This window comes from Dietzia sp. IN118 (assembly GCF_032905965.1).
Lineage (GTDB): Bacteria > Actinomycetota > Actinomycetes > Mycobacteriales > Mycobacteriaceae > Dietzia > Dietzia kunjamensis.
This window is the reverse complement of the sequence record NZ_JAUMSR010000001.1, coordinates 690115-710287: the sequence shown is the minus strand read 5'-3', so window position 1 is coordinate 710287 and position 20173 is coordinate 690115. Positions and strand designations below refer to the sequence as shown.

20 protein-coding genes and 2 riboswitches are annotated in these 20173 nt (G+C 71.6%); of the genes, 10 read left to right on the top strand and 10 right to left on the bottom strand.

All coding sequences use genetic code 11. From position 1 onward, the window contains the following. Positions 1-56: 56 nt before the first annotated feature. The 4 genes from Q2K20_RS03485 to Q2K20_RS03470 all read left to right on the top strand — a co-directional run bounded on the left by Q2K20_RS03485 (position 57) and on the right by Q2K20_RS03470 (position 5787). Positions 57-995, top strand: a complete 939-nt coding sequence (locus tag Q2K20_RS03485) for an IclR family transcriptional regulator (protein WP_067716965.1) — start codon at positions 57-59, stop codon at positions 993-995. 161 nt (positions 996-1156) lie between these two features. Next, positions 1157-2863 (top strand): helix-turn-helix domain-containing protein, encoded by a 1707-nt coding sequence (locus Q2K20_RS03480; RefSeq protein WP_269502071.1) that lies wholly within the window; start codon positions 1157-1159, stop codon positions 2861-2863. Positions 2864-2984: 121 nt separating this feature from the next. After that, positions 2985-4526: an aldehyde dehydrogenase family protein gene (locus Q2K20_RS03475; RefSeq protein WP_253695621.1), complete on the top strand. Its 1542-nt coding sequence runs from the start codon at positions 2985-2987 to the stop codon at positions 4524-4526. 148 nt (positions 4527-4674) lie between these two features. After that, a complete protein-coding gene (locus tag Q2K20_RS03470; RefSeq protein WP_069389247.1) occupies positions 4675-5787 on the top strand; it encodes an NDMA-dependent alcohol dehydrogenase in 1113 nt (370 codons plus the stop codon). A 352-nt stretch (positions 5788-6139) separates the two neighbouring features. Here the strand turns inward: Q2K20_RS03470 and Q2K20_RS03465 are convergent, their stop codons facing one another. After that, positions 6140-7039: an SDR family oxidoreductase gene (locus Q2K20_RS03465; protein WP_069389416.1), complete on the bottom strand. Its 900-nt coding sequence runs from the start codon at positions 7037-7039 to the stop codon at positions 6140-6142. After that, positions 7029-7628 carry a hypothetical protein gene (locus Q2K20_RS03460; protein WP_069389415.1) on the bottom strand — a complete coding sequence of 200 codons (600 nt, stop codon included), beginning with the start codon at positions 7626-7628 and terminating at the stop codon, positions 7029-7031. The genes Q2K20_RS03465 and Q2K20_RS03460 overlap by 11 nt, the downstream gene beginning before the upstream one ends. A 108-nt stretch (positions 7629-7736) precedes the next feature. On the opposite strand from Q2K20_RS03460, the gene Q2K20_RS03455 reads away from it, so the two are divergent. Together Q2K20_RS03455 and Q2K20_RS03450 are read left to right on the top strand one after the other, a co-directional pair. Beyond that, a complete protein-coding gene (locus Q2K20_RS03455; protein ID WP_187701599.1) occupies positions 7737-9344 on the top strand; it encodes an alpha/beta hydrolase in 1608 nt (535 codons plus the stop codon). A gap of 147 nt (positions 9345-9491) precedes the next feature. Then, complete coding sequence (locus Q2K20_RS03450; protein ID WP_007627087.1) at positions 9492-9716, top strand: hypothetical protein; 225 nt, start codon at positions 9492-9494, stop codon at positions 9714-9716. A gap of 105 nt (positions 9717-9821) precedes the next feature. On the opposite strand, the gene Q2K20_RS03445 is transcribed toward Q2K20_RS03450, so the two are convergent. The 7 genes from Q2K20_RS03445 to Q2K20_RS03415 form a co-directional block, all read right to left on the bottom strand. Continuing rightward, the gene (locus tag Q2K20_RS03445; protein ID WP_096907512.1) at positions 9822-10466 is read right to left on the bottom strand and encodes a response regulator transcription factor; all 645 of its coding nucleotides are present in this window, start codon (positions 10464-10466) and stop codon (positions 9822-9824) included. After that, positions 10463-11788, bottom strand: a complete 1326-nt coding sequence (locus Q2K20_RS03440) for a sensor histidine kinase (RefSeq protein WP_268092444.1) — start codon at positions 11786-11788, stop codon at positions 10463-10465. Before Q2K20_RS03440 ends, Q2K20_RS03445 begins: the two co-directional genes overlap by 4 nt. Positions 11789-11811: 23 nt before the next feature. Continuing rightward, entirely contained in the window at positions 11812-12558 is a 747-nt protein-coding gene (locus Q2K20_RS03435) for an ABC transporter (RefSeq protein WP_067716973.1), read from the bottom strand. Further along, positions 12555-13586 (bottom strand): ABC transporter ATP-binding protein, encoded by a 1032-nt coding sequence (locus Q2K20_RS03430; protein WP_083249812.1) that lies wholly within the window; start codon positions 13584-13586, stop codon positions 12555-12557. The genes Q2K20_RS03435 and Q2K20_RS03430 overlap by 4 nt, the downstream gene beginning before the upstream one ends. 116 nt (positions 13587-13702) lie before the next feature. Further along, entirely contained in the window at positions 13703-14467 is a 765-nt protein-coding gene (locus Q2K20_RS03425; RefSeq protein WP_069390117.1) for a 3-oxoacyl-ACP reductase, read from the bottom strand. Between the two features lie 128 nt (positions 14468-14595). After that, positions 14596-14693, bottom strand: a riboswitch (TPP riboswitch). Between the two features lie 81 nt (positions 14694-14774). Beyond that, positions 14775-15251, bottom strand: coding sequence for an SRPBCC family protein (locus Q2K20_RS03420; RefSeq protein ID WP_069390105.1), 477 nt, complete (start codon positions 15249-15251; stop codon positions 14775-14777). Positions 15252-15378: 127 nt separating this feature from the next. Beyond that, positions 15379-15693 carry a DMT family transporter gene (locus Q2K20_RS03415; protein ID WP_069390106.1) on the bottom strand — a complete coding sequence of 105 codons (315 nt, stop codon included), beginning with the start codon at positions 15691-15693 and terminating at the stop codon, positions 15379-15381. Between the two features lie 10 nt (positions 15694-15703). Continuing rightward, a riboswitch (guanidine-III (ykkC-III) riboswitch) is annotated at positions 15704-15770 on the bottom strand. A gap of 81 nt (positions 15771-15851) precedes the next feature. Between Q2K20_RS03415 and Q2K20_RS03410 the strand changes: the two genes are divergently transcribed. The 4 genes from Q2K20_RS03410 to Q2K20_RS03395 all read left to right on the top strand — a co-directional run bounded on the left by Q2K20_RS03410 (position 15852) and on the right by Q2K20_RS03395 (position 19106). Then, a complete protein-coding gene (locus tag Q2K20_RS03410; RefSeq protein ID WP_269502095.1) occupies positions 15852-16715 on the top strand; it encodes an MOSC domain-containing protein in 864 nt (287 codons plus the stop codon). A gap of 102 nt (positions 16716-16817) precedes the next feature. Next, the gene (locus Q2K20_RS03405) at positions 16818-17618 is read left to right on the top strand and encodes an aspartate dehydrogenase domain-containing protein (RefSeq protein WP_269502097.1); all 801 of its coding nucleotides are present in this window, start codon (positions 16818-16820) and stop codon (positions 17616-17618) included. A 32-nt stretch (positions 17619-17650) separates the two neighbouring features. Further along, positions 17651-17917: a DUF6480 family protein gene (locus Q2K20_RS03400; RefSeq protein WP_069390108.1), complete on the top strand. Its 267-nt coding sequence runs from the start codon at positions 17651-17653 to the stop codon at positions 17915-17917. Positions 17918-17921: 4 nt separating this feature from the next. Continuing rightward, positions 17922-19106 carry an NAD(P)/FAD-dependent oxidoreductase gene (locus tag Q2K20_RS03395; protein WP_069390109.1) on the top strand — a complete coding sequence of 395 codons (1185 nt, stop codon included), beginning with the start codon at positions 17922-17924 and terminating at the stop codon, positions 19104-19106. Between the two features lie 125 nt (positions 19107-19231). Here the strand turns inward: Q2K20_RS03395 and Q2K20_RS03390 are convergent, their stop codons facing one another. Further along, positions 19232-20131, bottom strand: coding sequence for a TauD/TfdA dioxygenase family protein (locus Q2K20_RS03390; protein ID WP_269502100.1), 900 nt, complete (start codon positions 20129-20131; stop codon positions 19232-19234). Between the last annotated feature and the right edge of the window lie 42 nt (positions 20132-20173).

Sequence of the window (20173 nt, the reverse complement as noted above, 5' to 3'; positions counted from 1 at the left end):
CCTCGGCGAGGGCATCTGGCATACCCCTGTCGAATAACAGGCATACCCTGTCGACTATGCGACACGAACCGACCCATCGGGCGCTCTCGGTGATCGAGGCCCTCGCGAACGACGGCCCTCCCCTGCCCCTGGCCGAGCTCGCGCGCGTCGCCGGCGCCAGCCGGTCGACCCTCCACGCGGTGCTCTCCGAGATGGAGTCCCAGGCCTGGGCGGAGAAGGTCGGCGGCGGGTGGCGTGCCGGGCCGAGACTGCGCGAGGTGGGCACGGCGCTGGGCGCCGAGGTCGATCTCGTCCGGGCGGCCCGCGAGCCCCTCGAGGCCCTGGCCGACGCCACCGGCATCGCCGCCGTGGTCTTTGAGCTCCGCGACGGGATGGCCGAGGTCGTGGACTCGGTCGGTGCCGGCATGCGCACCGCCTCCCGGGAGGTCATGCCCGTCGGTCATGTGGTCCCGGTGCGTGCGCCCTTCGCCCGCGAACTGGCGGCCCGCCTCCCCGTGGTCGAGCAGCGCCGCTGGCTCGCCGACTCCGCGGGGCTCACCCCCGCCGCACGGGATCGACTCGAGACTGTCCTGCCGCAGATCGCGCGACGCGGGTGGTCGATCGAGCGACTGACCCCCGCACGACGCGAACTACTCCGGATGGCCGACTCCCTCGAGGCGTCCGGGATCGGTGCCCTGGTCCGTGACCGCGTGTCCGAACTGTTCGTGGAGCTGTCGGAACTCGACGTGACCAACGCGGAGCTCGACGCCGCCGCGGACCTGGCGGTGGCCTCGATCGCGGCACCGGTCCTGCGTGCGGACGGCCGCGCGATCGGATCGGTGGCCGTCGCCCCGGGCCGACGCATGACCGGTCGGGCCGTCGCCCGTGCCACCCGGGCGGTCAGCGCGTGCGCCGACTCGGTCTCCGCCCGGCTGGCCTCGCGCCCGGGCCGCGCCCCCGCCGTCGGCCTGCCCCCGCACCTCGTCCACCCGGCGCACGCGGCGCGCCACCCCTGAGCCCGGACCCGCCTGCCGCCGCCCCCACACCCGCCCGACCCCGCCCGACCCTCGCGGGCGCGACGACCTCCCGACCAACCGCCCACTACCGGGGGCATCACGCACGCCGCCGCGGCCGTATGGTGTAGATCACACACCCCCCGACCGGCCGGAGGCGCCCTGTGACCCAGACCGTCCGCCCCTCCTCCCCTGCCCCCGGTGAGGACCACATCGATCTGTCCTGGCGCAGATCCGCATCGTGCGGACTCACCCCGAAGAGCGCCCGGCCCGGGGCTCCCGACCCACGCGCCTCCCGCTCCCACCGGCTCGCGGAGGCCGCCCGTCCGGTCATGGACGACCTGGACGAGGTCCTCAAGGACACCGGGGCGATGCTCCTGCTCGCCGACCGTGAGGGTCGGGTCATCCGCTCGGTGCGCGACAACGCCCGGATCTCCCGCATGCTGCTGCGGCGAGGGGTCGACGACGGGGCGACCCTGACCGAGGACGCGGTGGGCAACAACGGAATCGGCACGGCCCTCGAGACCCGCGCCGGGGTGTTCATCCACGGCGAGCAACACTTCGCCGAGGTCCTGCGCGACTTCGCCTGTTACGGGCACCCGATCATCGACCCGCTCACGCGACGCCTGGTCGGCGCGGTGGATCTGACGGGTATGAGCGCCGACGCCTCCCGCATGTTCGCGCCGTTCGTACGGAAGATCGTCGCGGACATCGAGGCCCGCTACGTCGACACCGCCCGTGCCGACGACCGCGAACTGTGGCACCGCTTCGTCGAACGCACCCGCACCTCCGACACCGCGACCTGCGCGTTCGGCGACGAGGTCGTACTGGCCTCGCACTCGAGCCTGGAACGGCTGGACTCCCGCGACCTCGGCAGGCTCCGGCGCCTGGTCGACCGGGACGAGCTGGGCGACTCCGTGGAGCTGTCGGTGGGTACGGTCGGGGTGCTCTCGAGCCGTGTCGGCCGCCGTGGGCACCTGCTCGACCTGGTGTTCCCGGACCAACAGCACCCGGCCGTGCCCGTCCTGGGCAGCACCCGGCCTGCCTCCACTGCCGCCATGGCCGCGTCCACCCCGGGGAGGTCGGCGATGCCCGCCGCGTCCACGCCCGGCTCCTCCAGCGGGGCCACCGGGCGGGCCCACGCCGTGGTCGGCCCCTCCGGGTCCGGACGATCGACGACGGCGCGGGACATCGCCGGCCCGGGCGCCCTGCACGTCCGTCTCGCGGAAGCCGACAGCGCGGACGCCGCGTGGATCGGGCTCGTGGTGCCCGCCCTACGTGACCAGGGCGATCAGGGCAGGCCGCTGGTCCTGGACGACATCGACCTCCTCGACGACGCCGACCTGCGCCGCCTGGCAGCACGCCTACGGTCGGCGGAGGCCGCCCTCGTCGTCGTCACCAGTCGCGAGGACCCCCGCGCGGCGGTGACGGAGGCACTGGACGCGTGCGGGACGAGGACCGTTCTGCGGCCGCTGCACGAACGGGGGGCCGAGAGCGCCGAGATCGTCGCCCGGATGGTGACGGAACTGACCGCCGAGAAGGGGCTCGGCCCGACCGTGCCCACAGCGCGCTTCACGGACGCCGTCTGCGCCCTGGACCTGCCCAACGGACTGATCTCCCTGCGGTCGATCCTGAGCGAATGCCTCACCGAATCCGGGCACAGGGGATCGACGACCCTCGACGTGGACTCACTGCCGTCCCGCGCCCGCACCGGACGCCCGCCCCGGGCCGGGGAGCTGGCGAGAGGCGAGTACGACGCGATCGTCGCCGCCCTGGCCGAATGCGACGGCGTCCGGTCACGCGCCGCCAAACGGCTGGGCATCAGCAGGACCACCCTGTACGCCCGGATGCGGGAGTTCGGGCTGTCCTGACGCGCACACGGCGCCCGCCGTCACCGTGTCCAGAAACTGAACACTCCGGAGGGCCGACTCGCCCCCAGGATGAGTTGTGATCAGCCTCACAACCGAGGCGGTCGGATCTTCGGAGGAAATTATGACCGGCACACTCTCCCGCGACACCGGCTCGGGCACCGACTCCGGCGCGCACGTCGACGAGCGCCTGGGCGCCGAGGCCCGCGACTTCCTGGCCCGTCCGCATCGCCTGCTCATCGGCGGACAGTGGGTCGACGCCGCCGACGGCCGCACCTTCGCCACCCACGACCCTGCGACCGGTGCCGAGATCACCCGGGTCGCCCACGGCGGGCCCGAGGACGTCAACCGGGCCGTGGCCGCCGCACGCCGCGCATTCGACGACGGCGCCTGGGCCACCATGAAGCCGCGCGAGCGCGAGCAGATCCTGTGGCGCATCGGCGACCTGCTCGACGCCAAGGCCGAACTGTTCGGTCAGATCGAGGCGCTCGACAACGGCAAGTCCGTCGCGATCGCCACCGCCGTCGACGTGGCCTGGGCCGCGGACGTGTTCCGCTACTACGCCGGCTGGGCCACCAAGATCGAGGGCTCCACCGTCCCGGTGTCCATGCCGTTCGCCGGTGACAAGCAGTTCCACGCCTACACCCAGCGCGTGCCCGTGGGCGTGTGCGGGCAGATCATCCCGTGGAACTTCCCGCTGCTCATGGCCGCGTGGAAGCTCGGCCCCGCCCTGGCCACCGGCAACACCCTCGTTCTCAAGCCGGCCGAGCAGACCCCGCTCACCGCCCTCCTGCTCGGCGAGGTCTGCCAGGAGGCAGGCGTGCCCGACGGCGTGGTCAACATCATCACCGGCTTCGGCGACGCCGGCGCCGCCATCTCCGGCCACGACGACGTGGACAAGGTGGCCTTCACCGGCTCCACCGAGGTCGGCAAGCTCATCGTGGACGCCGCCAAGGGCAACCTCAAGAAGGTCTCCCTCGAGCTGGGCGGCAAGAGCGCCAACATCGTCTTCGCCGACTGCGACTGGGACGCCGCCGTGGCCGGCTCCGTCGCCGCGTGGATGTTCAACCACGGCCAGGCGTGCACCGCCGGCACCCGCCTCTACGTGGAGGACTCGATCTACGACGAGTTCACCCAGGCGGTGGCCGACGCCGCGTCCCAGGCCACCATCGGCCACGGACTCGACCCCGACACGGTGCTCGGACCCGTCGTGGACCAGGACCAGTTCGACAAGGTCTCCTACTACCTGCGCGCCGGCATCGAGGACGGCGGCCGCGCCCTGACCGGCGGGGCCCGCCATGGCGACACCGGCTTCTTCATCCAGCCGACGGTGTTCGTGGACGTCAAGCCCGAGGACCGGGTCGTGAAGGAGGAGATCTTCGGCCCCGTCGTGGCCGCCCTGCGGTTCTCCGACGTCGACGACGCCGTCCGCCAGGCCAACGACTCGATGTACGGCCTCGCCGCCGGCGTCTGGACCAAGGACCTGTCCAAGGCCCACCATGTCGCCAGCCGCCTCCAGGCCGGATCCGTGTGGGTCAACCAGTACAACGGCTTCGACACGGCCATGCCGTTCGGCGGGTTCAAGCAGTCCGGGTGGGGTCGCGAGCTCGGCGCCGGCGCGCTCGACCTCTACACCCAGACCCGGTCGGTCAACATCCAGCTCTGACACGACCGGCCCGCCCAGACCGGACCGCCCCCAGACCGGGACCCGGCGTCCCCGTGACCACTCCGGGGACGCCGGAGTCCCCCCCTTCCCACACCGTCGCCCTTCCCACACCGTCCCCTTCCCGCACGCCCCCGAAAGGACCACCACCGTGAAGACCAAGGCCGCCGTACTGTTCGACACCCACAAGCCGTTCGAGATCATCGAGCTCGACCTGGACGACCCGGGCCCCGGCGAGGTGCTCATCAAGTACACGGCCGCGGGCCTGTGCCACTCGGATCTACACCTGTCCGATGGCTCACTGCCGCCCCGCTTCCCGATCGTCGGCGGTCACGAGGGCGCCGGGATCATCGAAGCCGTCGGCGAGGGCGTCACCAAGGTCAAGCCCGGCGACCACGTGGTGTGCTCGTTCATCCCCAACTGCGGCGTCTGCCGCTACTGCTCGACCGGCCGGCAGAGTCTGTGCGACATGGGCGCCACGATCCTCGACGGCCACATGCCCGACGGCACCTTCCGCTTCCACTCCGGCGGGCAGGACTTCGGCGCCATGTGCATGCTCGGCACCTTCTCGGAACGCTCGGTCATCTCACAGCACTCGGTGGTCAAGGTCGACGACTGGCTGCCGCTGGACAAGGCCGTGCTCGTGGGATGCGGGGTGCCCTCGGGCTGGGGCACCTCGGTCTATGCCGGCGGAGTCCGTCAAGGCGACACCGTGGTGATCTACGGCATCGGCGGCCTGGGCATCAACGCCGTGCAGGGCGCCGTTCACTCCGGCGCCCGCCACGTCGTGGTGGTGGACCCCGTGCAGTTCAAGCGGGACGAGGCGCTGAAGTTCGGCGCCACCCACGCGTTCGCGAGCGCGGCCGAGGCCCACGCCGAGGTCGAGAAGCTCACCTGGGGTCAGATGGCCGACCAGGCGCTGATTCTCGTGGGCACCGTCGAGGAGCAGGTCGTCTCCGACGCGTTCGACGTGATCGGCAAGGGCGGCCGGGTGGTCATCACCGGCCTGGGCAACATGACGGACAAGACCGTGCAGGTCAGCGGCACCATGATGGCCCTGTTCGGCAAGACCATCACCGGCACGCTCTTCGGCTCCGCCAACCCGCAGTACGACATCGTCAAGCTCCTGCGGCTGTACGACGAGGGCAAGCTCAAGCTCGACGAGCTCATCACCACCACGTACACGCTCGACCAGGTGAACCAGGGTTACCAGGATCTGCAGGACGGGAAGATCATGCGCGGCGTGATCATCCACGACTCCTGATCCGGCCGTAGCCCCCATAGACCGGAGCCGGTCGGGCCGGGCGGGACGGCGCCCCCGCCCTCCCCATCCGACCGACTCCTCCCCCGACGCGCGTCGCCTCACCCCCTGGGCGGCGCGCGTCGGTGCGTCAGCCGGCAGCCGCTCCCGCGGATGGCGTCTTGCTCCCGCCGCTGCCCGCCCAGCCCGCAGCCGCTCCTCGCCATGGCGTCCCGCTCCCGCCGCTGCCCGGCAGCCGCTCCCGCGGATGGCGTCTTGCTCCCGCCGCTGCCCGCCCAGCCCGCAGCCGCCCCTCACCATGGCGCCTCGCCCACCCTTCGGTGCGCGCGAGACGCCATCCCGGCGTGCGGCTGCGTCAGGGTGTGGGCGCGCCGCCGGTCACCGAGAGCGTGTTGCCGGTCGTGTACGACGACTCCTCGGAGGCCAGATATACGTACGCGCCGGCCATCTCGACCGGCTGCCCCGGCCGACCGAGCGGGTTCTTCTGCCCGAAGTACGGCAGCTTCTCCGGCTTCTGCCCGCCCGTCACCTGCAGCGCGGTCCAGAACGGGCCCGGCGCGACGGCGTTCACCCGGATCCCCCGCGGCGCGAGCTGCTGCGCCAGCGCCTTGGACATCGTGTTGACCGCGGCCCGCGAGGTCGCGTAGTCCACCAGGCCCGGCGACGGCGTGTAGGCCTGCACCGACGAGGTGAAGATGACGCTCGCACCCGGCTGCAGATGCCCGAGTGCCTCCTGCATCATCCAAAACGGCGCCGAGATGTTGACGTTCATGGTCTCCGCCCACTGCTCGGAGGTCAGGTCCTCGAGGCTCTCGACGTAGGTCTGCCGGGCGGCGTTGAGCACCAGCACGTCGATCCCTCCGAGCCCGGCCACGGCGTCGCGGACGATCCCCCGCGCGACCTCTTCGTCGCCGACGTCTCCGGGCAGCAGGACGCAGGTGCGGCCGGCCTCGCGGACCAGCCGGGCGACATCCTCGGCGTCGGACTGCTCGGAGGGCAGGTAGCCGATCGCCACGTCGGCCCCCTCGCGGGCGTACGCGATCGCCACCGCGCGACCGATGCCCGAGTCGCCACCGGTGATGAGCGCGCGGCGACCCGTGAGCCTGCCGTGTCCGACGTAGGACGTCTCACCGTGATCGGCGGGCGGCTCCAGCTCGGAGGCGAGCCCCGGCACCGGCTGCGACTGCATCGGGATGTCGACCTCGTACTTGGTGGTGGGGTCGATGAGCGGCTGGGCGTTCGGGTCAGTGGTCACGGGAGGCCTCCTCGGAAGTCGGAATCTCGACCGTACGCTCGCCCACCCCGGCGGAAGCTGAACCGACACTTCTCCGCGCGTGCGCCCTGTCCAGCCACGCCAACTCCTCTTCGATTATCGAGGTCCGCATGAGAAAGCGCGCTATCCCGCCCGGCGCCCGCGACTTGATGCCCGGCTTTCGCGAGATGTACACCTTCATGATCTCCTGCTTGAGAATCCAGGACACGAAGAACATCACAATTGCGCCCACGAAGAACACATTCGTGAGCACCAGAACCGCAGGGCCCGTCTCCCGACCAACAAGAGGGCTCACGATGTAAACGGTCGACAGCAACATCGTGTAGAACGCCGAGAAGGTCCCGAGTATGGTGAGAAATCGTACAGCCTGAGCCGCGCGATACCGGGCAACCGCCTCCGCGCTGAGCGATTCCAACTCCGCTTCCAGATGAGCGCGTCCGCTGACCCGCTCGAGCGCGGCCGACAGCCTGTCGATCTTCTGGGAGAACCGCTCTCGACCCACGGAGGCTGTGATTAAGGCCCCCACCAGAGCGGGAATCGCCACAAGAAGAGACTCGGGAATGCTCGTCATGCGGCGACGCTAACTTGGCGCTACGACATCGCTATCGTCCCCTGACAGGCAATGGCAATGTCGGACGGTCGGCAGCAACGGGGGCGCCATCCTGAAAGACTGGGCGACATGCACAGCCGCCGTTCAGCACTCCTCCCGTCCGCCGCTCGTCACGTCGCCTCGGCAGTGGCGTCGGTGCTCGTGGCGGCGGGACTCGTCGTCGTCCAGGGCGCCGCCACCACCGCACCGGCCGCGCACGCCGCGCCCACCTGGGGCGCGTGCCCCGACACCGTGTCCACTCCCGGCGCGGTCTGCACGACGGTGACCGTCCCGCAGGACTACTCGCGGCCGGATGGCGAGACCATCGACGTCACGGTGTCCAAGCTCCCGGCCCGCGACCCGGGCGCCCGGCGCGGGGTGCTGTTCGGCAACGCGGGAGGACCGGGCGGGGACTCCCTGACCTACTTCGACGACAACGAACTCTTCACCTGGCCCGATGCCCTGCGCGATGAGTGGGATCTGATCGGCGTGCAGCCCCGGGGACTCGCCCACGCCGGGCCCCTGCAGTGCGCTCCGCTGAACCCGGCGGACGTCCTGATGTTGGCGACCAACGTCGGCGGAGCGCACCGGGCGGCGTGCGAATCGGTCAGCGGCGACGACTGGCGACACCTGACCACCGAGAACACCGCCCGCGACTGGGAGCAGGTGCGACTGGCGCTCGGCGAGGAGCGGATCTCGATCCACGGCCTGTCCTACGGCACCCTGCTCGGATCCACCTATGCGACGCTGTTCCCCCAGCACACGGACAAGGTCGTGCTGGACTCGGGCGCTCACCCGGACTGGATGTGGAACCAGGTCCTGCTCGAGCAGAACGAACCGCACAAGCGGCGGGTTCACGACATGTTCGACTGGATCGCGGCCAACGACGCCACGTACGGCCTGGGCGACACCCCGCTCAAGGTGTATCAGCGCTGGACGGAGCGGGTGCTCGCCGAGGCCGGCACCACCCCGACACTGGCTCCACCGCCCGCGCGCGTGGGCGATGTGCCGGCGGAGTGGCAGGCCCTGGCGCAGGCGTGGATCGACGGTACGACGCTAACCGGCCCGGCGCGGGCGCAGCTGGAGGGCCTCGCGCGGCAGCTGCTCAACCCCGGCGCGATGCAGTCGCAGTCGATCACGCTCGCCGCGACCCGGAGCCTCGCGCCACAGTCGCAGGGCTGGCCGATACTGGCGGCGGCCCTGCGCGACGGCACGCCCTTGGGCATGGTCGATCCGGAGATGCCGGCCGTCCCCGCGGAGGCGCTGATCGCGGTGAACATGCAGTCGGCGATCCTCTGCAACGAGAACCGCGTGGCCCCGCGACCACTGGACTACCCGGCCTTCCTGTGGACCCAGTTCGTCACCGGCGACATCTTCGACGCCACCGGCCTGATGTTCAGCTCGGGCGCGGCGTGCGCGGGAGCTCCCGCCGTCACCACGCCCGTCGAGGTGAGCGGTGACGCGCTCGAGGTGCCGCCGCTGCTGATCAACTCGGTGGCGGACCCCCAGACCCCGCTGCACGGCGCCCGCGCGCTGGGGGACCGGATGGGCGCACACATGATCACCGTCGACGGCGGCGATCACGGGCAGGTCGCCAAGGGCAACGACGTCGTCGACGACGCCGTGGTCGAGTACCTGCGCACCGGGCACACCGAGACCACCTCGGCGCCCGCGCCGCCGGCACCCGTCGCGCGGTGACAGCCCGCCGTGCCCGCCCGCGGTGGCGGGGCGACCGTTGCGAGGCGGCCGGGCCGCGCGGTCGACAGGCCTCGACCGGATGCGAGACGGCGCCGGATCACCCAGACTGCGGAGACGACCGGATTCCATCGATTCGAAGGAGCACGCATGCCCCGTTACCGCGTAGTGGACCCCGACCAGAACGTGATCGAGGAGAAGGAGTTCGCTGACGACACCAAGGCTTACGACTGGTTCAAGACGGTCGAGGTGCCCGACGACGCGCTCGGGTACGCCATGGAGGTCGACATGGACGGCAAGTGGACCCGGTTCGAGATCAACGACGGCGGCACCAACACCTCCCCCGCCGCCGACGAGGGCACCGGTACCCCCTGATCGTTCACGACACGATCTGACGCGGCCGGCCGCACCCCGCTCCACCGCGGGTCGGTCGGCTCTCGCGTGTCCGGGGCCGGGGCCCGCGCCTCCGGGGCCGGGCCGTCAGAGCCAGCCGCGCGCCTGGGCCTCCCGCGCCGCCTCGCCCCGCGTGGACGTATGGGTCTTGGCGATCGCCGAGGACAGATGGTTGCGCACGGTGCCCTGCGACAGGACCAGCTCGGCGGCGATGTCGGCGACGCGGGCCCCGGACAACGCGTGACGCAGGACGTCCTTCTCCCTGGGCGTGAGGGGGTCGGGGCCGGCGACCATCGAGTCGCGGGCGAGCACCGGGTCCACGACGGTCTCACCCGCGTTCACCCTCCGCACCGCGTCCGCCAGCTCGCCGGCGGGCGTGTCCTTGACCACGAAGCCGCCGGCCCCCGACTCGAGCGCGCGGCTGACGTAGCCGGGGCGGCCGAAGGTGGTGACGATCAGGACGCGAACGCCCGGGTGCTCGTCGCGGATCCGGCGGGTGGTGGTGATGCCGTCCCCGCCGGGCATCTCGATGTCCACCACGCAGACGTCGGGCCGCAGGCGCTCGACCGCCGCCAGGAGTTCGTCCCCGCGGCCCACCTCGGCGACCACGTCGATGTCCCGTTCCAGGGCGAGCAGCGCCGCGAGACCACCTCGGACGAGCGCCTGGTCGTCGGCCAGGACGAGTCGGATCGGCGCCGCCGCGGGGGCGGAGCCGGACACGGTCTCGCTCATCGCGCCCACCCCACTGCCACGATGGTCCCGGTCTCGCGTGTGTCGGACCCGGGCCCGCCCGCCCCGGGTCCAGCCGACCCGACCCCGGCCGCCCCGACCCCGGCCACGGCGGTGCTGCGGTCACACACCTCGAACCGCGCGCCGGCGTCGGCGGCCCGCGCCGCGAGCCCCTCGAGCCCCCGTCCCGCCGTGTCGGAGCCCGCAGTGCCGGAGCCGGCCTCCCGGCGGGCGCCGATCCCCCGGCCGTCGTCGGTGACGCGCACGCCGCCGGCGGTGAACTCGACGGTGACGCGGCGGGCCCCGGAGTGTCGGGCGATGTTGGTGCCCGCTTCCCGTAGCGTCCACGCGACGAGCACCGCGTACTCCGCGGGAACGAGATCCGGGGTGCCGTCCACGCGCACGTCCATCCCGGCGGCGCGGAGGGATGCGGTGAGGTCCGCGAGCTCGCGCGCGGGATCGGCGACGCGCATCCCGGACACGGTCTGCCGCATCTCCGCCAGAGCGGTGCGGGTGAGCATCTCGATGTTCTCCAACTCGGCGCGGGTGATGTCCGGGTCGGAGTCGAGTCGGGCGCGGGCGAGCTGTGCGCGGATGGTCAGGGCGGTGAGGGTATGGCCGAGCACGTCGTGGAGGTCCCGGGCCATCCGCTCGCGCTCCTCCACCACCCCCAGCGCGCGCCGGTAGTGGCCTTCGCGGTCGCTGATGCCCACGGAGATGCGGGTGCCGATCATCGACAGGACCACCGGGATCACCAGGAAACACGGGATGAGCATGGCGACGTTGCTCTCGAACAGCGCCGCGCCACACCCGATGAGGATCAGCGCCACCGCGGCGGGCACGCTGCGTCGGAGCGGCCAGGCGGCGGCGATGAAGCAGGCGATGAACGGCAGGAAGTTGGTCGGGCCGTTGATCCCCGCGGCGGGCAGGGTGCCGAACGCGCACACCACGAGCCCGGCCAGGTAGCCGAGGCCGAGCGGCGCCGGAGGCTCCGCCGGGGGGTCGAGCCAGTTCTCATCCGCCGCGAGCGGCGACTCACCACGGGCCGCGAGCGTCGACGCATCTCGGGTGGGGCGCGCCGTCCTGCGCAGGTGTAGCGGGTAGTCGCGGGTGACGGCGGGCGAGGCGAAGCCGGCGAGGTAGACGGCGGAAAAGACGGCGACGGAGGCCAGGCCCAGCACCGTGGGTGCGGTGGGCGCGCCGGAATAGACGACGGCGAGGACCGGGTAGATCAGAAAGACCTGCCAGATCAGGGAGAACAGGACATTCGGGCTGGTGAGGGCGTCCCGGACCCGGCGCCAGGTGGTTCTGCTGCCCGTCGTCATCGACCCGACCTCCCCTGCCGTCTCTAGTCCCGGCCCCGACGGCGACGCACCAGAACTGTTGCCGTCGTCCCCAGTATGAGGGCCCACGCGGTCACATTGAGCAGCGGAAGCCACAACGGGTCGGTCACGGACTCGGTCACCACCCCGCCGGTGAGCGGGAAGCGGGCCAGCGCGTTGATCCCGTACAGCGGCGTGAACCGGGCGAGCTCCAGCGCGGTCCCCGACAGCGGGATGAACAGGTTGCCGGCCAGGGCGAACAGGACCAGGCTCCCACCGGCCACGCCCAACGCGGATTCGGAGCGGAACGCCATCCCGGCGGTCAGTCCGTACCCGGCGAACACCGCCGACCCGATCCACGCCGCGGCCAGGGCCAGCACCCACGCGAGCGGCGTGGCTTCAGCCCCCGTGAGCGCGCCGACGAGCCCCACGGAGAGGACGGGCACAGCCGCCACCGTCATGGCCACGGCGGACTTGGTGATCACGAAGCCGGTGCTGCTCCACGGGGTCAACCCGAGTTGACGTCCCCAGCCCTGGAAGCGTTCGAGAGCGGCCCCGCCGCTGATCGAGGTGGTGGCGGTGACGGCGCCGTAGACGGCCATGGAGATCATGACGACCGAGCCCACGTTGCCGTGTGCGACGGGCTCGTCCCGGTAGGACTGGGCGCTGCCGAACACCAGGTACATGATGAGCGGCAGTCCGGCGATGAAGAAGATGTTGGTGATGTCGCGCAGAGTGCGGCGCAGGTCGATGGCCCAGTAGGTGGCGTTCATCGGGCGGCCTCCTGGTCGGGGTCGGTCGTGTCGGGGTCGGTGGTGTCGGGGGCTGTGGTGTCGGGTGCGGCGGTGAGGGCGACGAAGGCGTCGTCCAGCGACCGCGGGCTGATGGTGAGGTCACGGGCGGCGGTCCCGCGCAGCAGCGCGCCCGCGGTGGCGTCGCTGTCGGTGCTGGTGAGGATGACCCGGGTGGGTGTGCGTTCCACCGCGGTGACCCCGGGCAGGTCGTGGGGTGCGGGTTCACCGGGCCCGGGGGTCCAGACCGCGGTGACGCGGGTGCCCGTGGCCATCGCACGGATCGCCTCGACCGGGCCATCGGCCACGATCCGGCCGCGGGCCATGAGCACGATGCGGTCGGCGAACGCCTCGGCCTCCTCCAGGTGGTGGGTGGCGAATAAGACGGTCGACCCGGACGTGGCCTCGGCGTGCATGGTGGACCAGAACTCACGGCGCGTGCCCACGTCCATCGCGGCGGTCGGCTCGTCGAGGATGAGCAGGTCGGGATCCGGCAGCAGCGCCAGGGCGAAGCGGAGTCGTTGCTGTTCGCCGCCCGAGCAGCGGGAGACCTTCCGGCGGCCGATCGTGGCGATCCCTGCCCGGTCGAGTACCTCGCCCACGGAGAGCGGGTCCCGGTACAGGGCCGCGATGGCCCGGACGGTCTCCTCGACCGTGAGGTCGGACAGCAGTCCCCCGGTCTGGAGGACGGCGGCGATCCGCCCGTCGGCGACGGCCTGTCTGGGGACGGCGCCGAACGCTCGGGCCCGCCCGCCGGTCGGCTCGGTGAGGCCGAGCGCGATGTCGAGGGCGGTGGTCTTGCCGGCACCGTTGGGGCCGAGCAGCGCCACCACCTCGCCGGGGTCGATCCGCAGGTCGATGCCGCGGAGGGCGTGGACCGTCTCGGCGCGAGGCCGGGTGAACGTCTGGGTCAGGTCGTGGAATTCGAGGGCGGGAGCGGGCGCGTCGGTGTCGATCACCGCGCCGACGCGGCCTGGGTCCCGGGGGCGGGTGGAGCGGTGGATAACCATGCTTCCACCCTCGCTCACCTGCGAGGACGGCCAGAAGAGCCGCCTGTCACGACTTCACCGGTGACAACTGTCATGGGTCCCGGCGTCGGCACGCGAGAGCCTCGAGCCCGGATCGGCTACCCCTTGACCAGTCCCCCGTCCACGATGAGGTTCTGCCCGGTCACGGCGCGCGCCCACGGGGAGGCGAAGAACAGCACCGCGTCGGCGAGTTCGGCCGGGGTGATCGCGCGGCGCAGCGGCGTCCCCGAGGCGATGAGGTCGAACACCTCCGCAGGCGTGGCGGCGCTCGCGTCGGTGGTGCGCAGCAGACCGCCGGAGACCATGTTCACCGTGATGCCGTCCGGCCCCAGATCGGCGGCGAGGGTCCGGGTCAGCGACAGCGCGGCGGCCTTGGCGGCGGTGTAGTCGTGGTACGGCACGACCGGGTGCTGGAACAGATTGGTGCCGATGTTCACGATCCGTCCGGAACCGGCCTCCCGCATGCCCGGCAGCGTCGCCTGGGTCGTGGCGAGGGTGGCTTTCACGGCGCCGCGGAGTTGCGAGTCGAAGTCGTGCCAGGTCAGCGTCTCGGGTCGCGGGCGGGCGTCACCGTTGAACTCGAAGTCGACCAATGCGTTGTTGACGACCGTGGTGACGGGCGCGCCGAAGTGGCGACGGGCGGCGTCGACGAGGGCGTGCACCTCGTCGTCGTCGGTGACGTCGGCGCGGAGTGCGACGGCGCGGTCCTCGCCGAGCTCACGGACGAGGTCGGCGGCGGCCGCCTCGCTGCGGTGATAGTTGACGACGACGAGAGCGCCCTCTCTGGAGAAGGCGCGACTGATGTCCGCGCCGAGCCCGCGGGCGCCGCCGGTGACGAGGACGACCTGCTCGTCGATCCGCATGAAGTTACCGAAATCCACTGCCACTCACTTCCCGGTGTTCCCGGCGAGGGTGACGATGCGGCTCCGCTCCTCGGCAGCGCAGGGCGCGGCCGATCGGCGACGGCACAGGGACCACCGTTGCGGTGGCAGCGGTGCCGTATCGACATTCCTTCGCTGGAACTACCCAGATCAGGTTCGACGGGTGTGATCTCAGCCGCCCGGATGGGCAGCACCCCGTGTCGCGGACCACCCTAGATCACCGGACGCCCCGGCGGGCGGCCCCACGTCGATCCGCTCGGTAGGTGGTCAATCCGTGGTCGTTCCGTGGTCATCCAGCGGTCTCGTACTTGGCCGCCAGCTTCGAGAGCGTCTCGGTGATGCCCGCCGCGTTCTGCTTGGACACGCCCACGATCTCGAAGAACCTGCCGAGCTTGGACGGCCGGTTGTCGAAACTCTCCACGACCTCGGTCTTCCCGCCCGGGACCTGGGTGAACTCCCAACGCCACCGGTGACCGGCGGGATGCGCCCACTCGATCACCTTCTCCTGGTAGGTGTCGCGGTATTCGGTGACCGTGCAGGTGATGCGGTACGGCACGCCGTACATCCGCATCGCGGTGGTGAACTTGGCCCCGGCGTGCAGGGTCGACGGCCCCTGGACGTTGTCCCGCACTGTTCCGGAGCCGTCGACGAGCCCGTGCTTCCGGGGATCGTTGACGAGGGCGAACAGTTCCTCGGCGGGTGCGTTCACGGTGACGCTGCGGGCGACCACGCGTGGTCCGCGGTCGACGGTGCTGATTGCGGTCATAGGAGGAGAACCTTCCTTGTGGACTCGGCCCGCTCTGGGACTCGGCGGATCGGCGAGCTCGGGTGCCGTGCAACCCACCGTACGGCCGGACTACGACATCGTGCGCTCTTCGGGCATGCCCGATGGGTCAACTGACGGCCTTGAGCCCGACCACACCGCCGATGATCATGGCCAGGAACAGCACCTTCATCGCCGAGGCGGGTTCCGCCCCGGTGGCCATGGCGTAGACGACGGTCAGCGAGGCACCGATGCCGACCCACACCGCGTACGCCGTGCCCACGGGCAGCTCGCGCATGGCATAGGCCAGACCGGCCATGCTCACGACCAGGGCGAGGCCGAACACCACCGTCGGCCAGAGTCGGGTGAACCCCTCCGAACGGCCCATCGCGGTGGCCCACACGGCCTCGAGCACCCCGGACAAGCCGAGCACGACCCACGCCATGACAGCCTCCTGCGGGCCGTCTTGTCGCACACCGGGTACGGCACCCCTCGTCCGGAGGCCCCGGGCCGGGACTCTGATCCCCAGGGTGGCAGTCCCCGTGGCTCCGGACAACGTCAGATCCGTCACCGTGATAAGTCGCGCTAACTAAGGTGGCGTTCATGCGAGTGGGAACGGTCTCGGAGCTGTGGCGCTACCCCGTGAAGTCCATGCGGGGCGACCGCGTGGACGAGACGGCGGTGACCGAGCGCTGGGGCCTGCCCGGCGACCGGGGCTGGGTGATCAGGGATGAGGACGCCGGCGAGCTCCGCAGCGCCAAGAAGTGGGCGGAGCTGTTGCAGTTCCACGCCCGCTACGTCGAGGAGCCGCAGGACGACGCGACGCCGACCATCGAGATCGACTTCCCGGACGGCTCGTCGATGCGCAGCGATGACGACACCGTCCACGAGGCCCTCTCTGCCGCGCTGGGTCGGCGCGTCACCCTATGGCCGCGTCGGCCGGTCGACGATCACGAGCACTACCACCGTCGCGCCGTCGACGAGGCCGACCTGCGTACCCAGCTCGGCCTGGGGCCCGACGACCCGTTCCCCGCATACTCGGGAATGCCCGAAGATCTGCTGACCGAGCTCAGCTACTACGCCACCCCGCGCGGGACCTACTTCGACGCGATGCCGCTGTCGCTCCTGACCTGTACCGCCATGGCGTCACTGCAGGCCGCGGTGCCGGACGCGGTGATCGATCCGCGCCGGTTCCGCAAGAACCTCATCGTCACGCACGAGCCCGGAGGCGACGGGCATCCCGAGTTCGACTGGGTCGGCCGCCGACTGATGATCGGCGAGGTGACCTGCGAGGTCGTCATGCGCATCTCCCGCTGCAGGATGGTGACCCTCCCGCAGGCGGATCTGCCCCACGACCGCAGCGTCCTCCGGTCGCTCGCGCGCGACAACGGCGCGGAGTTCGGCGTCTACCTCCGCGCGCTCTCGCCCGGCACGATCCGGGAAGGCGACGAGGTCCGGCTCCTCTGACGGCGTGGCCGACTGAACGGCTGGAGCGAGGCGGGTCCGCCCCGGGCTGGGTACGGTCGGGGCATGCCCCCTGTCCCCTCCTCGACCCAACCGAATCCTGGCTTGACACTGAAGGTGGCCGTGGTCGGCGCCGGCGCGATCGGCGGGGCCGTCATCGAGGCGTTGGAGCAGGGGCGGGTCCCGGGCGCGGAGCTCGGGGCCGTACTGCGTTCCGGCAGCTCCGAGAGCGAGACCGCGGCGGCCATCGACGCGGCCGACGTGGTGGTCGAGGCCAGCACGGTCGACGCCGCCGACGACCTGATCCCGCGGGTCACCGCCACCGGCACGGACGTCGTCGTGTGCTCGTGCGGCGTGTTCGCCCGCCACGACGACCCCCGCGACCTCCTCGCCGGAACACCGGGCGCCGGCCGCGTGCTCGTACCGGCCGGGGCCATCGGGGGACTCGACGTCCTCGGGGCGGCCGCCCGCGCCGGGGCCTCCGATGCCACGGTCCGCCACTACACGATCAAGCGACCCACGGCCCTGGACGTCGACGAGCAGCTCACCGAGCCTCGCGGGGTGTTCCGCGGCTCGGCCCGCCAGGCGGCGCTCGAGTTCCCGCGCACCTCCAACGCATCCGTGGCCCTCGCGCTGTCCACCCTCGGCCTGGACCGGACCGAGGTGATCGTGGTCGCCGACCCGGACGTCGGACGCACCCGTCACGTCGTCGAGTGGGAGTCGCCGGTGGGCCGCTACGAGCTGCAGTTCGAGAACTCCGTCGACCCCGATTCCGGTGGCCGTACATCCGCGATCACCGCCTGGTCGGTGGCCGAGGTCCTGGGCGCCCTCGCGGCCGGCGCCGGTCCGGGGGTCGTCGTGCTCACCGGCGGCCGACCGGTGGAAGGCCACGCGACGAGCCCCTAACCTGTGGGTTCCAGTCGATCGAGAGGTGCGAAATGACCAACGCCCGACCGTCAGACCCCGACCCCAGCGAGAGCCCTGACGTGGACAGCCACGGCGCGGCCCCTGCCGGCATCACGCCGGACTCCGACTCCACCTCGTTGCAGTCGGACAGCGCCACCAGCAAGCAGGGCCCGACGGAACAGCAGAGCCCGACACCCCAGCCGGGCAACAAGAGTGCCTACGTGTGGATCGCGGTCATCGCCGTCGTCGTCCTCCTCGTCGTCATCGGCCTCGTCGGCTACGCGTTCGAAGTGTTCTGACGCCATGCCCGCCGCGTTCGACACCGTGATCGTCGGGGCGGGTAACGCCGGGGTCTCCCTGGCGGCCCGCCTCAGGCGCGACGGCGTGCGCAGCGTCGCGCTCATCGACCCTAGCCCCGTGCACCGGTACCGGCCGATGCTCAACTACGCGGCGGCCGGGCAGGCCCGCATGTCCCGGTACGAACGGCTCATGGCGACCGTCGTCCCCGACGGCGTGGAGCTCCTCCCCCAGGCGGCGACCCGCGTCGACCCGGCCGAACGCACGGTCACCCTCGACACGGGCGCCACCGTCGGTTACCGCGACCTCGTGCTGTGTCCCGGCCTGACCCCGCACTGGGACGCGATCCCGGGACTGCAGGAGGGTTACGTCGACGGGTGGGCGGTATCCGCGCACGTACCCGAGTACGCCGGCCGGGCGTGCGCCGCCCTGGTCCGCGTCCGTGAGGGCACGGTGGTGTTCTCGGTGCCGCCGGAACCCGCCTCCTGCGGCGGGACCGTGCTCAAGGCGATGTTCCTGGCATGTGACCGCTGGCGGCGCGAGGGCGTCCTAGACCGGTTCGACGTGCATCTCGTGACCCCGTTCCGCGGGCTCCTCGGGCTCGAGCACGCCGACCGGAGGCTGCGCCCGTTCATCGAGCAGTACGGCATCACCGTTCACGAGCAGTCGCGCGTCGACTCCGTGGACCACCACGCCCGCACGGTGTCGGTGCACGGCCCGACGCCCGCGGCCATCGAGGACGTCCACCTGGCCTACGTCACCCCGCACACCCGTGCGCCCCGGTTCGTCGCCGACTCGGGGCTCGCCACCGACGACGTCCCCGCCCTGGTCGACGTCGACCCGCGCACCCTGCGGCACACGCGCGTCGACACGGTGTGGGGCCTGGGGGACGCCGCGACGGTCGGCACCCGCCCGTCGGGCGGTGCGCTGCGCGACCAGGTCGGGGTGGTGGCCGACAACCTGCGCGCCGCCCGCGACGGTGGGGCGCTGAAGGAATACGACGGCTACACGGTCATCCCCGTCGCCGTGAGCAGGAACCGGTTGGTGCTCGACGAGCACGACCGGGACGGTCGGCCGGCCCCCTCGGTGCGCGGGATCGACGTCACCGTGCCACGGCGGATCACGTACGCGTTCGACCGGTTCGTCCAGCCCGTCGTGTACTTCTGCAAGCTCCTGCGCGGTCGCGTCTGAGCCGGCGGGCGTACGGCCGCGCGTCCGCGCTGCTCACTGCGTGTATCCGGCACCGTCGCGGTGCGGCGTGAGTCGGCGGACCGGCAGGACATGACGGTCGGGGGTCGAGTCGTTTGGGCACCCGTTCACGCCGGCGCGCCCCCGACGATCGCCACGCGCTCCATCACGCGTCGGTGCGGGAAGTAGTCGCTACACGCGTAGTGCTGCGTGGCGCGGTTATCCCAGAACGCGACCGTGCCGGGAGCCCAGCGCAGGCGGACCTGGAAGTTGGGCATCTTCACCTGGTCCAGTAGTCGCCGCAGCAACTCGCGCCCCTCGACCGGGTCCACGCCGTCGATCTCGGTGGTGAACAGGCTGTTGACGAACAGCAGCTTGCGGCCGGTCTCCGGGTGCGTCCGGACCACGGGGTGGTGCTGCGGTGGGTAGGCCCCCTGCATCGCCACCAGCTTCTCGGGCGTCATGCCGAGCCCGAACGACGGGGTGAAGTCATGGGTGGCGGTGAGCCCGTCGCTCCGCTCCTTGATGTCGTCGGGCAGGGCGTCGTAGGCGTTGCCCATGTCCGACCAGAGGGTGTCGCCGCCGGCGTCGGGCACCTCGATCGCACGGAGCACCGAGCCCATGGGCGGGCGGTCCTTCCAGGTCACGTCGACGTGCCAGATGTTCTCCATACCCGGGTTGTCCTGGCCGCGGTCGAACCGGACGACCTCCGGGATCTCGCCCTGGTCGAGGATCGGGTGGACCTCCAGCTCGCCCCAGTGGGCGGCGAAGTCGCGGTGCTGGTGGGCGGTGAGGTGCTTCTGGTCGCGGAAGAAGAGGACCTTGCGTTCGAGGAGCGCCGTCTTGAGCTCGGCGATCTGCTGGGGCGTCGGGGCGGCGAGATCCACGCCCTCGATGTCGGCGCCGATGAACGGCGTGACCGGCCGCACGCCCATGTGTTCGTAGGTGGCGGGCGGCGCGTCGTCGGCACGAAGCCGGAGGCGCTTGGGACCGAACTCGATCTGGTGATCGCCGATGGTGACCCGCATGGGGGTTCCTCTCGTGGCCGCGGAGCGCGGGCGGTGGGCGGG